Here is a 17,169-nt window from a genome sequence, read left to right on the forward strand (position 1 = left end):
AGTACAATGCGAATTTTAAAATTAATAACTCTAAGCTTTATTGTTCTTGTATGTATTTATGGGTGTAAAAATGGCACAAATGTAAATTCTAATGACCAGAAAACAGTAGAAGAAACCAGACCTAATATTGTATTTATTTTTGCCGATGACTGGGGTTGGGGAGATTTAAGTGCACATGGTCATCCTTATATTAAAACACCAAATATAGATCGTTTGGTACATGAGGGTACCGATTTTCAACGATTTACTGTAGCAAGTGGTGTGTGTTCTCCAAGTAGAGTTGCAGTGATGACAGGGCAATTTCCGGCGAGACATAACATTGATGGTCACTTTGCATGGGTAGAAGATAATGCGCGACGTAACATGCCAGATTGGTTAGACCAAGATGCCATAGTATTACCAAGATTATTACAAGAAAGTGGTTATGCTACCGCACATTTTGGAAAATGGCATCTTTCAAATAATATGATTGCAGATTCTCCTTCACCTGGTGAATATGGTTACGATGAATATGGAGCATTTAACTGTTCGGGAACACAAATGCCAGTTCATGAAGACGTTAATAATACAATTGCTTTTATCGAAAAATCTAATAAAGCAAACAAACCATTTTTTATTAATTTATGGATACATGAACCGCATACACCGCATCATGTCATTCCAAAATACCAACAGCGTTTTCCAGAATTAGCAGAAGATGATAATATTTATGCAGCTATAATATCTCATGCAGATGATCGCATTGGTGAGTTATTAGATGCTCTTGATCGCTTAGAAATAACCGATAACACACTTGTAATATTTAGTTCAGATAATGGACCTGCAAGAGCTGCCGTTGAAGTGAAGGAATTAAAACTTAAATATGATTCTGCCACTGGTGCTGGTTATGATACAAGTGCATCAAAAGGCATAACAGGAGGAAGAAAAGGGTATAAAGCATCACTATTTGAAGGTGGAATAGGAGTGCCATTTATTGCTCGTTGGCCAGGTAAAATTAAAGCAGGAGTTATTGATGATACCTCTTTAATGTCGGCAGTAGATTTACTACCAACGTTTTGTGAAATAGCAAATGTGAATTTACCTGAAGTCTATAATCTAGATGGAATTAGCCAAGTATCAACCCTTCAAGGAAAAACGTATCCCTTACGAAAAAAACCGCTTTTTTGGAAATATGAATCGCGTTGGCCTGCAAAGACAAATACACCAAACCATTGGGTGTCTTATGCGGTTGTTAACCAAAATTGGAAATTGGTTGCAAACAAAGATTTGAGTTATTATGAATTGTATGATATTGCACTAGATATAAGTGAAAAAAATGATCTAAAAGATGCCAATTCAGGTGTAGCAAAACGATTACTAAAAGAAATACAACAATGGCAACTTGAATTGCCTAAAAGTCCTAATGAAAAGCTATTTTCAATAGAAAGGCAAACTAAATAATTGGTGTTGATAAGAACTCAAAATGTAATAAGTACTTTCATGATGTTCTAAATTATAAATATTAAAAATAAAACCAATGAAGAAAAAAATCTTAGTGGCATTTCTGTTGTTACCTTTTTTAATGACAGGCCAATCAGACAAAGATATTGCAAAACTAACACCAAACATCATCTATATTCTAGCGGATGATTTAGGCTATGGCGATGTACAGTCTTTTAATCCTGAAGGGAAAATTCCAACACCGAATCTTGATGACATGGCTAGTAATGGTGTGAAATTTACCGATGCGCATACATCATCAGCGGTTTGTACACCTACACGCTATGGTATTTTAACAGGAAGGTACAATTGGCGAACCTCATTAAAAAATGGTGTTTTAAGTGGTACGTCAAAGTCGCTAATAAAACAAGATCGTACAACCATTGCAGATATGTTAAAGAGTCAAGGATATAACACGGCTTATGTTGGAAAATGGCATTTGGGTTGGGATTGGAAAATTACAAATGAGAACGAAGAAATGAACCTTGATAGTTACAAAGCAAAAGCCGAAATAGACTTTAGTGCACCAATTAAAAACGGACCATCAACCCACGGATTTGATTATTCTTACGGTTTTTGTGGGTCGTTGGATATGTCACCTTATGTGTATGTTGAAAATGATATGCCGACAATGGTGCCTACCAAAACTACAATTTCACGCGATAGAAAAGGCTTTTGGAGAGAAGGATTGACCTCCGATGATTTTGTTCATGCAACTGTATTGCAAGACTTAACAGATAAAGCTGTTGATTATATTACTAAAAATTCCAAAAAAGAAACTCCTTTCTTTTTATACTTCCCTTTACCAGCACCACATACACCAATTTTACCAACTACAGAATTTATGGGTAAAAGTAACACCAATATGTATGGGGATTTTGTGATGCAGGTTGATGATGTTGTGGGGCAAATAAGAGAAGTTCTTAAAAAACAAGGTATTTCAGAAAATACACTTTTGGTTTTTACAAGTGATAATGGCTGTTCACCAAGAGCGAATTTTGACGAACTTGCTAATGTAAAACATGATCCAAGTTATGTGTTTCGTGGTGCGAAAGCTGATATCTATGAAGGTGGCCATCGTGTACCATTTGTGGTTGAATGGCCAAAAAAGGCATTGAAAAATTTAAGTTCAGATAAAACAATTTGTACAACAGATTTTTTTGCTACCTGTGCCGAAATAGTAGGGTATAAACTAAAGGATAACGAAGCCGAGGATAGTTATAGTATGTTTCCACTCCTTAATAATGAAAACGGTTCGGATATTAGGGAATACACGGTGCATCATTCTATTGATGGCGCTTTTGCAATAAGAAAAGGGGATTGGAAATTAAATTTATGTGAAGGTTCTGGTGGTTGGAGTTATCCATCAATAAGAAATATAAGAGCAGAAAAATTAGAGTTGCCAGCCATGCAATTATACAATTTGAAAGATGATATAGGCGAAACTAAAAACCTAATCGATGAACATCCAGAGATAGCTGCGGAACTAAAAGCAGCCCTTAAAAAAATTATTTTAGATGGTAGAAGTACCCCTGGAGCCATTCAGCAAAATGAAGGTATGGAAGGTTGGACCCAAATTGAAGCGATACTAAATTAGTAAGCGTCATAATTGTCAAGTTGGATGTGTATAATTGGTATTGTAATTAATTACAAAAACATAAAAAATGTTAAAATTCCTTATTTAGAGAATTAAACACAACCTACTAAATATAAACATATAATTAAAATACATGAAGTTATTACTTACTACATTATTTCTATTGGTTTCAACCATGGTAACCAATGCAGAATCAATTGCAGTTAAAAACACAATCGCACCTGATACATCTGCTGTTTACAAAACTGTGGATAATGTAGAGTTATCGCTTCATATTTTTAATCCGAAAGGACATCAAAAAAAAGACCAAGTTCCGGTTATTGTGTTTTTCTATGGTGGTGGTTGGTCTGGTGGTACACCTAGACAATTTTATGAGCAATCACGCTATTTTGCTCAAAAAGGAATGGTGGCCATTGCAGCAGAATATAGAGTGAACAAAACACATGGCACCACACCTTTTGATGCTGTAACAGATGCAAAATCGGTTATTAGATGGGTTCGTGAGCAAGCTAAAACATTAGGTGTTAATCCTAATCAAATAGTGGCTTCAGGGGCTTCTGCAGGAGGACATCTAGCCTTGTGTACAGAAGTTATTGAAGGCTATGAAGACGTTGGCGAAGATACGTTAGTCAGTTCTAAGCCTAATGCATTGATACTGTATAATCCTGTTCTTGATACAACGGAAAAAGGTTATGGAATGGAGAAAGTAGGTGAAGAACGTAAAACGGATATTTCACCCAATCATCATATTAAGAAAGGAGTTGTTCCTACGTTGATTTTTCACGGAAAAGCAGATAAAACAGTGCCTTTTGAAAATGCCGAACGTTTCCATGTATTAATGAAAGAAGCAGGAAATGTTTGCCAGTTAGAATCTTATGAAGGGAAAGGGCATGGCTTTTTTAATGGCTCATTTTTCCGTGGTGAAAAAGCGGATAAAATTGTCTATAGCGAATTAATGGAAAAAAGCTATGCGTTTTTAAAAGCTAGGTTTAGTAATTCAGAAGTAAAAATATCATCTGTTTTTGGTAATCACATGGTGTTACAACGTGGTATGCAAGTGCCTGTTTGGGGAACTGCTGAAGTTGGTCAAAAAATTAGTGTAGCGTTTGCAGGACAACTTAAAACCACAACCGCAGATGCATTTGGTAAATGGAAAATTCAATTAGATACCTTAAAAACTTCAAAAACAGGCAGTAATTTAATTGTAAGCGGAAAAAAAGACCTTGTTATTTCTGATGTTTTAGTGGGCGAAGTTTGGATTTGTTCCGGACAATCAAATATGCAAATGAATGTTAAGGCGGTTCCAGATATTCAGGCTTTGGTAGATAAAGCAAAAAACATAAGAAGTTTCGAGGTGACTAAAACTGTTTCCTTACAGGAAGAAGAAGAGGTTAAAGGTACTTGGTCAAAAGAAATACCTGTAAGTGCTGTTGCTTTTACCTTCGCCTATTATTTGGAAGACCTGAGCAATGTGCCTATCGGTATTATTCATTCGTCTTGGGGAAGCTCTTCTATTGAGGCATGGATGCCACGAGATATGACTGAAGAATTCGATTATTTTAAAACCATTATGCGCGATTTTGATGCAGATTCGTTAACTCAAAATCGTATAAAAAGCATTATAGAAAAAGAAGAGAACAGAAGCATTAAAGAAGATATTTTTATAAGAAGACAACCTAATATTTTGTACAACGCCATGATGAAACCTTTGGCGCCTTTTGCCGTTAGAGGATTGGTTTGGTATCAAGGAGAACGCAATGCTAGATATATATCGGGTGTGCCTGAAGTTACGGAAGCCAATTGGTTTCATAGAGTAGCTGGCATGAAAGAATACGGCGAGATACTGAAAGCGTGGGTGAAAAACTATAGAAAAAAATGGCATAAAGACGACATGCGTTTTATGGTCGTTATGCTGCCTGGTTATGGAAAAGGAACTGAAAAAAAGCTTATTATAGATGCACAAGACCCAACTGAAGAATCTTGGGCTTGGATGCGAGAATCACAACTCAAAGTATTGCAACTTCCACATACAAGTGTCATCAATACCATTGATTTGGGGGATTTAAAAAATATTCATCCAAAAGACAAACGTCCTATTGGAAAACGTTTGGCGCTCGTAGCGGCAAAAGAAACCTTAGGAGAAGCTGTTGTTGCAGAAGGACCTATAATGAAAAATGTTGAGGTGCAAAATCGAGAATTAATAGTGACTTATAATCATGCGGAAGGATTAAAAACAAAAGACGGTAAAGCACCTTCAGGATTTTGGGTAGCAGATGATACTATGCAGTGGAAACCTGCCAAAGCAAAAATTAAAGGACAGACTGTAGTTTTACGTTCTAATGAAATTAAAAAACCGCTATACATACGTTATGCCTTTTCAGGTAAACCAAAAGTGAATTTGATAAATGGTGCAGAACTACCAGCGTATCCTTTTAGAACAGATACTGAAGATTGATTAGTAAGGATATGCTGTAAAAAATTGAGTTCATAAAAGAAGTTCAAGATAATCTTTTTAAAGGCGATGTAATTAATACTTACCGTGATGATGAGTCTTATGCAGGAATAAAACCATTAGGTTTTTTTACTAATTTGAAACATTATTAGCTTTAAATATAGGAGAAACACAATCTGTATGCAAATAATTATTTTGATGTAAGGAGGTGAAGCTTTTTTTTATTTCTACTATTTAGTATTAAAACAATAGTATGCCTATTATAAACTAAATTTAATAAACAGTTGTAATCATATCCTCATACTTTAAAATGGTAGTGTATCCTTTATTTTTAAAATAGGTAGTAGGATTCGTTTTAGTGCTTACCAAAACAAAATCTCCTCCCCAAGCTCCTAGGCTTTTAATGCTTCCGTTAAAGTCATTAAATAATACTTCTTTTACAGGTTGTAACTGTGTTACTTCAGCAATGATTTGCTCATGCTTTTCTATAAGCAGATTAAAAGCTTCAATAGTTTTACAGGTAATAATGTTTTGGGTTATTTTATTTATTTCAGTAATCGCGTTTCCTATGTTATTAGTGTTCTTTTTGTAATGTGTAATACCTTCTCTGCTATTCTGTTTTTTGTTTAAATGCACAAAATATAAATGTTCTTTAAAGGCAGGATTAAAAAGCACTTCATTTACTATTCTTTTCTCAACTGGAGTGCAGTCGGAAGGTCTTTTTAATTGATACGTAATTGCTAAAGCATTTTGTGCACATGCAATATCATAACCACTACCTCCAAAAGTTTTTTCTAGCAGTTGGTAAGCATCAACATTAGCCCAAGTAGCAATGTTGTTTATTAAAGTAGAAGATGTGCCAAGTCCCCAATTTTTAGGAAACTCTAAGGTTGTGGTTATTTTAAATCCTTTTTGGTCTTTTAAAAATTCGGGATTAAGTTCTTTTGCAGCATGAAAAATATCTAACAGTCTATTAGATATTTCAATATCATTTTGTGCTTGCAAAGAAATGCTGTGGTTTTCAAATTTTAATTCTGTTTTAAACCAAGTATTTCCTTGTTCATCTAAGCTAACCCAAATTAGTTTAGATGCTTCTATTTCCTCTACAACTAAACGTTGCCCAAATTTTGTTGGTACAGCTAGCGCTAAGGCGCCATCAAGAACCACGTATTCTCCTGTAAGTAATAATTTTCCGCTGCTATAAAATTGCTGCATGTGTTGTTAATTATTCTTTTTTCTTAAATCATTAAAAGCTTTTACAACAGCACTGTGTGTTACTGTATTAGTTTTAAAATAATTTACAAGTGTTTCTTTTTCTTTTTCGGTAGCTTCCATTTGGTTCAAGATATTCATTAAGTGCATTTTCATGTGCCCTTCTTGAATTCCTGTTGTGGTTAAAGAGCGTAAAGCAGCAAAGTTTTGTGCTAAACCTGCAACTGCAACTATTTGCATTAACTCTTTTGCGCTAGGTTGGTGTAGTAGTTCTAAAGCTAATTTTACTAAAGGATGTAAATTGGTTAAGCCTCCAACGGTTCCTAATGCTAGTGGTATTTCCATCCAAAAATGAAATACCCCATTTTCAATTTTAGCATGCGTTAGGCTGCTGTATGAACCATTTCTAGAGGCGTAAGCATGTACTCCAGCTTCAACTGCTCTAAAATCATTTCCTGTTGCTAAAACTACTGCGTCAATACCATTCATAATACCTTTGTTGTGTGTAACAGCTCGGTAAGGTTCTACTTCTGCAATAGCAACTGCTTGTACAAATTTTTCAGCATTAAAATCGTCTTTAGGTAAATCTTCTAATTGGCAACTTACTTCTGCACGAACCAAACAATCAGGTACATAGTTAGACAAGATACTCATTACAATTTCTATAGTTTCTTGTAATTGTTTTTCTGCTTCAGCTTTAAAGGTTTTGGCAAACTGTTCTAAACAAGAATTTATAAAATTTGCTCCCATAGCATCTTGGGTTTCAAATGTAGCATGCAGTTGGTAGTAGCCAGAAATAGCTTTGCTTTTATTTTTTAAAACAATATCTAAAATACCACCACCACGTTTTTCCATGTTTTTGGTAATTGGCTTAGCATCTGCTATTAGTTGTTTTTTTACAGCGTTAAAAAAGTTTTCTAGCGTTTTAAAATCACCAGCATACATAAAGTGTACTTGGCCAATTTTTGTGGTAGAAATTACTTGGGTTTTAAATCCTCCTCGTGCTAACCAAAATTTAGCAGATTTACTCGCGGCTGCAACCACAGAGCTTTCTTCAATGGCCATTGGTATGGTATGCATTTTTCCGTTTATTGAAAAATTTGGAGCAACGCCAAATGGCAAATAATAATTGGTAATGGTATTTTCTATAAACTCATCATGTAAGTTTTGTAGAGACAAATTGGTGTTCCAATATTGTTTAATAATTTTTTTAGCTTCCTCTTTATTAGAAAAATAGGTTTCAACAATCCAATCTATTTTTTTAGATTTAGAAAGTTTTGAAAAACCAGAAATAGTTGCACTCATGTACTTGTTTTTTAAAACACAAAGATAGTATACCCATTTTTAATGGTTTTCATTTAACTAATTTATGTTTGTAATAAATAAAAGGAATCGTATTTTGGGTTTTTGTAAGCCCAAATTACTGTTAATATTTAGGGTTTTTTGCTTATTTTTTAGTAAACTTGACATCATTTTAATATAATCATTTTTTTTAATGCGAACTTTTAGATTCTTCTTATTAAGCTGCTTTTTCTTAACAGCAATTCAAACTTCAGCACAAACACAAAACATATCTTTAGAAGACATTTGGAATGGTACTTTTAGAACCCAAAGAATGGATGCGCTGCATTCTATGAAAAACGGACAGCAATATTCTGTTCTAAATTATGATAGAGTTTCAAAATCTACCACTGTTGATGTGTATGATTATAAAACTTTAAGCAAGGTAAAAACCTTAGTAAACTCTGCAGATATTAAAGCTATACCTTATTTTACAGATTATACTTTTAGTGCAGATGAAAGTAAAATTATTTTAGCTACAGATGTAGAGTCTATTTTTAGACGCTCTACTTTAGGGCATTTTTATGTATATAATACTAGTGATGCTTCAGTTACTTTAATTGCCGAAGATAAAATTCAAGAGCCAACATTTTCTCCAGATGCTACAAAAGTAGCTTATGGGTTAAATAATAATTTATATGTAAAGGATTTAGTTTCTGGTGAAACTAAACAAATTACTTTTGATGGTGAGAAAAATAAAATTATTAACGGTATTACAGACTGGGTTTACGAAGAAGAATTTGGTTTTGTTCGCGCTTTTGAGTGGAATGCTTCTAGTGATAGATTAGCATTTATAAGATTTGACGAAACCGATGTGCCAGAATTCTCCATGGATGTGTATGGTTCTGCTTTATACCAAACACAACAGGTTTTTAAATACCCAAAAGCAGGTGAAAAAAACGCTGTTGTTTCTTTACACTTATACAATTTAGAATCAGATACCTCTATACCAGTTACATTAGATAAAGCATATCATGACTTTTATATTCCTAGAATTAAATGGACTAATAATCCAGATGTTTTAAGCGCACAGTACATGAACAGACATCAAAATGAATTAGATCTGTGGATGATTAATGCTAAAAAAGGAAAAGCAAATTTGGTATTAGCCGAAACAGATAAAGCCTATGTAGATGTAACTGATAATCTTACCTTTTTAAAGGATGATAGCTTTATTTGGACAAGTGAGAAAGATGGGTATAACCACATTTATCATTATGATGAAAATGGAAAACTAATCAATCAAATCACAAAAGGAAATTGGGAAGTTACTAATTACTATGGTTTTGATGAAAAAACAAATGCAATTTATTACCAATCTGTAGAAAACGGTTCTATAAATCGTGATGTATATAAAATTGATTTAAACGGAACCAATAAAACGCGTTTAACAAAAAGTACAGGAACCAACAATGCTTCTTTTAGTGCAGACTTTACTTATTTTATAAATACTTTTTCTAATACTACAACACCTCCAGAATATACACTTAACGATGCTTCTTCAGGAAATTTAGTAAAGAGTATTAAAGATAATGATGAACTTTCTAAAAAACTTTTAGACTATAAGACTTCAAATAAAGAGTTTTCTACTATTAATGTAAATGGTAATGATTTAAATATGTGGATGATTAAACCGGCAGATTTTGATGCTAGTAAACAATATCCTTTATTTATGTACCAATATTCTGGTCCAGGTTCGCAACAAGTGGCAAACCGCTGGAACAGTGCCAATGATTATTGGTACCAACATTTAGCACAAAAAGGATATATTGTAGTTTGTATAGATGGTAGAGGAACAGGATTTAAAGGAGCAGACTTTAAAAAAGTAACCCAAAACGAATTGGGTAAATATGAAGTAGAAGACCAAATTGAAGCAGCAAAATTATTAGGAAATAGAAGTTATATTGATGCATCTAGAATAGGTATTTGGGGTTGGAGTTATGGTGGCTTTATGAGTAGTAATGCATTATTAAAAGGAAACGACGTTTTTAAAATGGCTATAGCTGTTGCTCCTGTAACCAGCTGGAGATTTTATGATTCTATTTATACAGAACGTTACATGACTACACCACAAGAAAATGCAAGTGGTTATGATGATAATTCTCCTATAAATCATGTAGATAAATTAAAAGGAGATTACCTTTTAATTCATGGTTCAGGTGATGATAATGTGCACCTGCAAAACACCATGCGCATGGTAGAAGCTTTAATACAAGCAGATAAGCAATTTGAATGGATGGTATATCCAGACAAAAACCATGGTATTTATGGAGGGAATACAAGATTGCACTTGTATAAAAAAATGACAAGCTTTATTGATGCAAAGCTTGGTGACAAATTACCTAAAGCAGAAGCTAAGCAAGAAAATAAAGTAGAAATAAAAGGATAAAAAACTAACTAACTAACTAACTAAAATATATACATATGGAATTTAAATTTGGAGGTTCTGCAGAGAATCAAAAAACAGTTTTAGGGCATCCTGCTGGATTGTTCGTGCTTTTCTTTACAGAAATGTGGGAACGATTTTCATACTATGGTATGAGAGCTTTACTAGTACTCTTTTTAGTTTCAACCATTATTGATGGTGGATGGGAATGGAGTAGAGCTGATGCTTTAGTGCTTTATGGATGGTATACAGGTTTAGTCTATATAACACCTATTATTGGAGGTTTTATTGCCGATAAATTTATGGGTTATAGAAGAGCTGTTGTACTTGGAGCCTTTATTATGACTTTAGGGCATGCCTCTATGGCATTAGAAGGAATTACACCTATGTTTTTCTATGCTGGTTTATCCTTTTTAATCATAGGAAATGGTTTTTTTAAGCCAAATATTTCTTCTATGGTAGGACAATTATATAAATCACAAGGAAAAGAAAAAGATGCTGGTTATACTATATTTTATATGGGAATTAATGCTGGTGCTTTCTTAGGAATTTTATTATGTGGTTATATAGGTGAAAATATAGGATGGCATTTTGGTTTTGGACTTGCTGGAATCTTTATGTTTTTAGGAATGCTACAATTCTATTTTACGCAAACTATATTTGGTAAAATTGGTTTATCACCAAAACAAACCGAAGATTTTGATGATGTAATTGAAGATAGTGTTGAAAAATTAGAAGATAATGTTGAAGAGGTTATTGAAGAAGCAGAAAACTCTAAAGTAGTAAGAGATAGATTATTTGTTATAGGTATATTTTCTCTGTTTGTTGTTTTCTTTTGGTGGGCATTTGAGCAAGCAGGTGGTTCTATGACTATATTTGCTGCAGATTATACAGATCGATCTTTAGTTGGTAGCGCAGCTCTTACTTTTAAAATAATTAATGCCATTATAACAGTGGTGCCAATGGTTGTAATCACTTGGGTTTTAGCCATGTTATTTAAACAAACTTTTGCTAAATATTCACTAGCTAATATATTGCTGGCCTTAAGTTTTGTTATTATTTGGGGAATTGTAATCTGGATGCTAGCTAGAGAATTTCAATCAGACGCAACAGAAGTTCCTGCATCCTGGTTCTCTGTATTAAACTCTTTATTTATTATCTTATTTGCTCCACTTTTTTCTAAAATTTGGGAAAGTAAATTAAATCCTTCAGGTCCTATAAAGTTTGCTATAGGATTACTGTTTGTAGGATTAGGTTTTGCAGCTTTAGCTTATGGTTCTGCAGGTATTCCTGATGGAGCAAAAACAGCTTCTGTTAGTTTAATGTATTTGGTAGTTGCTTATTTCTTGCATACTATGGGAGAACTTTGCGTTTCACCAGTAGGATTATCTTACGTGAGTAAATTAGCGCCTATTAAATTAGTGAGTATGATGTTTGGTATTTGGTTTACAGCTAATTTCTTTGCAAACCTTTTAGGTGGTTTTACAGGAAGTTATATGGATCCAATTATGGAAGAACATGGCTTAACTACTTTCTTTTTAATATTTACTATTATTCCAATAGCAGCAGCTGTAATAATGTTTTTATTAAACCCAATGCTTAAAAGAAAAATGCACGGAATTGAATAATATATTCTTTTTTATAAAAAAGGTAACTAACTAATCTCTTAATTATTAATGAATACAGATATTGAAAATCTATTTAAAGACAAGGTAATAGGCCATCCAGCAGGATTGTTTGTATTGTTTTTTACTGAAATGTGGGAGCGTTTTTCATTTTACGGAATGCGTATACTTTTAGTGTTATTTTTAACGGCTCCTTTAATAGGTGAAAACCCAGGATGGGAATGGCCTAGAGAACACGCTTTAGCATTAATTGGTACTTATGCATCTCTTTTATATTTAACACCAATTGTTGGTGGTTGGGTTGCAGATAAGATTACTGGTTATAAATGGGCAGTAATTATTGGTTGTTTTATCATGATGCTTGGTCATGCAGCAATGGTTTTTGAAACACAATTTACACTGTATTTAGGATTGGCTTTATTGGTTATTGGTACAGGTTTTTTTAAACCTAACGTAACTTCTATGATATCTGAAATGTATAAAGGCAAAGAGTCTAAAAAAGATGGAGCATATACCATATTTTATATGGGAGTTAATGCTGGAGCCTTTTTTGGTATGATGCTTTGTGGTTACTTAGCTGAAAATATTGGATGGTCATGGGGATTTGGTCTTGCAGGAATATTTATGTTTTTAGGAATGTTACAATTTTGGTTAGCTAAAGATTTATTTGGAAGCATAGGTGAAAAACCTACAAAAATTCATGAAGTAGAACTACCACAAAACATTAATGAGGTTAGCCCTGCAGAGGATGACAAATTAGAAGAAAAGCTAAATCCTTTTACTGGTATAGATAAAATATTAATAGTGCTTTCTGCTTTAGGAGGTGTTTTATACTTATTCAATGATCCAATGTCTAAAATTGGTGATGTGAATATATTGAATTTTAATATTGGTGGTGTTGAGGGTTCTAATGTTACCATTCTTACTGCATTAGTGTTATTTCTTTATTTGATAATAACCAGAATTTCAAGATACTCTAAAATCATAAGAGATAAAATTATTGCAGTTTCTGTTTTTGGTGTTTTTACGGTTTTTTTCTTTGCTGCTTTTGAGCAATCTTTAGGTTCTATGACAATTTTTGCTAGAGATTATACAGGAAGAGCATTGTCTGGATCTTCCGCAATGGTTTTTAAAATTATTGATTTAATATTAACTGTAGGTCCATTAGCAATTATTACTTGGGTTTTATATTTGTTATTTAAAAAAACATACTCTAAAATTCCGTATTCTAATATTGTTTTAGCCTTAGCTTTTATTTCACTTTGGGGAATAGTAATTTGGAAAGTAAATAGAGAGTTTAGTAAAGATGCTACAGAAGTAGGTGCTTCTTGGTTTGGTATTTTAAACTCCTTCTTTATTATTACGCTTGCTCCATTATTTTCAAAATGGTGGGAAAGCAAATACAATCCTAGTGCAGCAATGAAATATGGTCTAGGTCTTATTCTTTTAGGTTTAGGATTTGGGGTTTTAGTAATGGGAACAATGGGAATAGAGCAAGGAGCAAAAACAGCTTCTGTTAGTATGTTTTTCTTAATATTTGCTTACTTGTTTCATACCATGGGAGAGCTTTGTATTTCGCCAGTAGGTTTGTCTTATTTAAGTAAATTAGTGCCAGGAAGAATGATTGGTTTTATGTTTGGTATTTGGTACTTAGCAATTGCTATTGGTCAAAAAGCGGCAGGAACAATGGGTGGTATGATTGATAAAATTACAGAAGAATACTCTTTGAGTACCTTCTTTTTAATATTTACATTAGTTCCTATTGCTGTTGGTATTGTTTCCATAATTTTAAATCCTATTTTAAAACGATTAATGCATAACGTTAGGTAATATGTAATTTTGGAATAGTAATTGAGACTATTCTTCTAAAATTAAATGAAAACATAAATAAAGCATATATAATATGAAAAATTTAACACTTACACTTTTATTAGCAGTTCTTACAATTGGTTCTGTTACTGCACAAGAAATTAATTGGCTCACGTTTGAAGAAGCCTTAGAGCTTCAAAAGAAAAAGCCAAAAAAAATTATGATAGACATGTATACCGTTTGGTGTGGACCATGTAAAATGTTAGATAAAAATACCTTTCAAAATAAAGAGGTTGCAGCTTATGTAAATGAAAATTTTTATGCTGTAAAGTTTAATGCAGAAGGTAATGATGTGGTAAGTTTTAAAGGTAAAGAATACTCTAACCCAAGTTATGATCCTGCTAAAGCTTCAAGACGTAACAGTTCTCATCAGTTATCAAGATATTTTCAAATAAATGCCTATCCTACAATTGTATATTTAGATGAAAATGCAGAATTAATTGCTCCTATTAAAGGATATCAAACGCCAAAGCAAATAGAGTTATACTTAAAAATGTTTGCTAATAATGATTATAAAGAGTTAACAACACAAGATGCTTTTAATGAGTATTATTTAGCATTTAAGCCAGAATTTAAAGGGTAAGCAGTTGTTTTAGTTTAGCTTTATTCCTTTAATACAAAAGCTCCCTTTTTACCTGTATAGTGAAAAGGGAGCTTTCTTTTTTTACATGTTTTTTCCCATCTAGATACATAAGATTTATAATTACTGCCATCAGCAATAATTGTTTTAGGACTTAATGTATCTATCAGTCTTTCTATATTTATTTTAGGGGAGTTACGTAATAAAACATAATCTGGTTGTATGCTTTTAACCATGTAAATGCTTAAGCTGTCTACTATTAAAACTTTTTTGTTTTGGTATATATACAAATCTTGTAAAGTATCTTCATTTATTGATTTAATAAAATTTGCAACAGCAAAAGTACTAATGGTTTTGTTTTTTGTTAAGGTATCTACATTGTGAAAAACCTGCAAAGTGTTTTTCTTTTTCAATGCTATAACAGTATTTCTGCTTTTATGAAAAATAATAAATGCATTTTTACTGTTTTTATATTTTGTATACATTGTTGCAATTTGACAACTTATTACAGAAAGGCATAAAAGTGCTACTGCATTGTGGTTTTTCTTTACATACAGCCTTACCAATGCAATAATAATTAAATAGGTGCTAAGCACATAAAAGATGTTGAATGCAATGTCTTGAAAGAGGAATTCTTCTTTACTAGCAATCCATTCAAAAAAAGTATTCATTAGTCCAATAATAAATCCAAAACTATCTGCTAAAAATTGTGGTAATACATTTGTTAAAGCTAGTGTTATAATTAAAATACCGCTTACAAGTATTGTGCCTAGTAACGGTATAATTACAATATTAGATAACCAAAACAAGCCTGGAATTTGATGGAAATAATACAGGCTAATTGGTAAAACGCCAAACTGAGCAGCAAGAGTTACAGTGGTTATTTCCCATAATTTATTTACTAACCAATATTTGGGTTTCCAGATTTTATAAAGTATAGGTTGTATAGATACAATGGCAATAACAGCCAAATAACTTAATTGAAAACCAACATCAAATAAAAATAGTGGTTTAAAAATCAGGATAAAAAATACCGAAATAGCTAAAGTGTTGTAAATATTGCTAGGCCTTTTTAAATGCATGGCATAAGCAATAATGCTAAACATAGTTGCAGCTCTAACAATAGAGGCAGTAGCTCCTGCAATAATTGTATAGCACCAAAGTAAAAGTATAACAACAATCATTTTTAGTATTCTGCCGTTTTTTAGTTGCTCTAAAGGCTTAAAAAAAATATTTAATAGTAGTAGTAATATACCAACATGCAAGCCAGATACAGCAAGAATATGTATGGCTCCTGCATTTACATAATGGGTATAAACTTCTTTTCTAATATGTTGTCTTTGCCCTAAAATTAAGGCATTAATAATAGCTAATTCGTCTGTTTTAAAGTGATATTTATTAAGTTTTAAATTTATGTTTTTTCTTAATTGTGCAGCATATCCAAAAAAGGTATGTGTGTTATTACTTACGCGGAATAGATTTTTGTTTGTAGAATATATTTGATGGTAGATGTAGCGCTTCTCTAAATACTTTTTATAATTAAATTGATTCGGATTAATAGGAGGAGAAATAGCAGTAAAACTCTCGGTTGTAATCAAAATTTCATCTACCTCTAGTTGTTTTTGAAGACTATCTTTTGCTATGTTGAGTAATGACGTTCCGGAAACCGTTTTGTCGTCAACCTTTAGTATGTCTATTATATATTTATCATGATAATTACCTGGTTTTAAAACTTCATTAATCTTAAAAGTAATGGTGCTAGTTGTTTTTTTAGAAACAGAAAAAAACTTGGTATAGTGGTTTTTGTAATTTTTTTCGTTGTGAATATTTGTAGTTAATATTCCTATGGAAACCGCTGTAATAAAGGTTACTATACCAAACCAAATGGTTTTTTTGAATTGGTTTTTGCTAATTAAATAACTTATAATTAATAAGAAAATTAAACATAAGGTTATATATACACTTAGGTGTAAAGGAATGTAATAATAGAAACCAATTAATATTCCTAAAATTAAAAAGAATGTAAGTTTTATTATGTTAAAATTAACCACCTTCATAACATGAAGATAGTCAATTACTTACAAAAATAAAAGATATTTTCTTACATTACTCTTCTAGCTTGCACATAAGCCAAATACCAATAGCGTTCTGCAAGGTTAGAAATCATGACACCTCTACTTGTAGATGCATGTATAAATTCAACATAACCCGTTCTTGAGGTTGTTACAATACCAACATGGTTTACTTTTCTACTATTTTTTTTGGTTGCAAAAAACAATAAATCGCCTACTTTTACCTCTTTTAGGTCAATCCAGTTTCCGGTTTTAGATAGGTCATTAGTAGTTCTTGGTAAGCTTATTGCTTCTTTTTTAAACGAAGTATAAATTAATCCAGAACAATCCATCCCTTTTTTAGTAGTACCACCATATTTGTATTTTACACCTTCAAAAGTTTTAGCGTAATCTACAATGCTCTTTACATTAGCACTCGTTTTTGAAGTAGTTTTGTTAGCAACCGTTTTAGTCGTTCTAACTTTTTTGGTAACCACACGTTTGTTTTTACTAGATTTACAAGCTGAAAAAGAGATTAAAAGTATAAGAATTAAGGCTGTTTTTTTAATACTCATAT

10 protein-coding genes and 1 pseudogene are annotated in these 17,169 nt (G+C 32.4%); 7 read left to right on the forward strand and 4 right to left on the reverse strand.

Annotated elements, in window-relative coordinates; translation table 11 throughout:
• Positions 1–6 precede the first annotated feature (6 nt).
• From KO494_RS06625 to KO494_RS06635, 3 genes are all read left to right on the forward strand, one after another.
• Positions 7–1,440: a sulfatase gene (locus KO494_RS06625; protein ID WP_215966809.1), complete on the forward strand. Its 1,434-nt coding sequence runs from the start codon at positions 7–9 to the stop codon at positions 1,438–1,440.
• A gap of 121 nt (positions 1,441–1,561) precedes the next feature.
• Positions 1,562–3,076: an arylsulfatase gene (locus tag KO494_RS06630; protein WP_215966810.1), complete on the forward strand. Its 1,515-nt coding sequence runs from the start codon at positions 1,562–1,564 to the stop codon at positions 3,074–3,076.
• 133 nt (positions 3,077–3,209) lie between these two features.
• Positions 3,210–5,531, forward strand: coding sequence for an alpha/beta hydrolase fold domain-containing protein (locus KO494_RS06635; RefSeq protein ID WP_215966811.1), 2,322 nt, complete (start codon positions 3,210–3,212; stop codon positions 5,529–5,531).
• A gap of 270 nt (positions 5,532–5,801) precedes the next feature.
• On the opposite strand, the gene KO494_RS06640 is transcribed toward KO494_RS06635, so the two are convergent.
• A complete protein-coding gene (locus KO494_RS06640; protein WP_215966812.1) occupies positions 5,802–6,743 on the reverse strand; it encodes a GYDIA family GHMP kinase in 942 nt (313 codons plus the stop codon).
• A 6-nt stretch (positions 6,744–6,749) separates the two neighbouring features.
• Positions 6,750–8,048 (reverse strand): annotated as a pseudogene (locus KO494_RS06645) (hydroxymethylglutaryl-CoA reductase, degradative); the annotation flags it as partial.
• A 187-nt stretch (positions 8,049–8,235) separates the two neighbouring features.
• Here KO494_RS06645 and KO494_RS06650 point away from each other — a divergent pair.
• From KO494_RS06650 to KO494_RS06665, 4 genes are all read left to right on the forward strand, one after another.
• Positions 8,236–10,470, forward strand: a complete 2,235-nt coding sequence (locus tag KO494_RS06650; protein ID WP_215966814.1) for a S9 family peptidase — start codon at positions 8,236–8,238, stop codon at positions 10,468–10,470.
• A 35-nt stretch (positions 10,471–10,505) separates the two neighbouring features.
• The gene (locus tag KO494_RS06655) at positions 10,506–12,095 is read left to right on the forward strand and encodes a peptide MFS transporter (protein WP_215966815.1); all 1,590 of its coding nucleotides are present in this window, start codon (positions 10,506–10,508) and stop codon (positions 12,093–12,095) included.
• Positions 12,096–12,143: 48 nt separating this feature from the next.
• Positions 12,144–13,922, forward strand: coding sequence for a peptide MFS transporter (locus KO494_RS06660; protein WP_215966816.1), 1,779 nt, complete (start codon positions 12,144–12,146; stop codon positions 13,920–13,922).
• A 73-nt stretch (positions 13,923–13,995) separates the two neighbouring features.
• The gene (locus KO494_RS06665; protein WP_215966817.1) at positions 13,996–14,544 is read left to right on the forward strand and encodes a thioredoxin family protein; all 549 of its coding nucleotides are present in this window, start codon (positions 13,996–13,998) and stop codon (positions 14,542–14,544) included.
• A gap of 20 nt (positions 14,545–14,564) precedes the next feature.
• Here KO494_RS06665 and KO494_RS06670 read toward each other — a convergent pair whose 3' ends face one another.
• Positions 14,565–16,598: a ComEC/Rec2 family competence protein gene (locus KO494_RS06670; protein WP_215966818.1), complete on the reverse strand. Its 2,034-nt coding sequence runs from the start codon at positions 16,596–16,598 to the stop codon at positions 14,565–14,567.
• 44 nt (positions 16,599–16,642) lie between these two features.
• Complete coding sequence (locus tag KO494_RS06675; RefSeq protein ID WP_215966819.1) at positions 16,643–17,167, reverse strand: C40 family peptidase; 525 nt, start codon at positions 17,165–17,167, stop codon at positions 16,643–16,645.
• Positions 17,168–17,169 lie beyond the last annotated feature (2 nt).

This window comes from Lacinutrix sp. C3R15 (assembly GCF_018860825.1).
GTDB lineage: Bacteria > Bacteroidota > Bacteroidia > Flavobacteriales > Flavobacteriaceae > Oceanihabitans.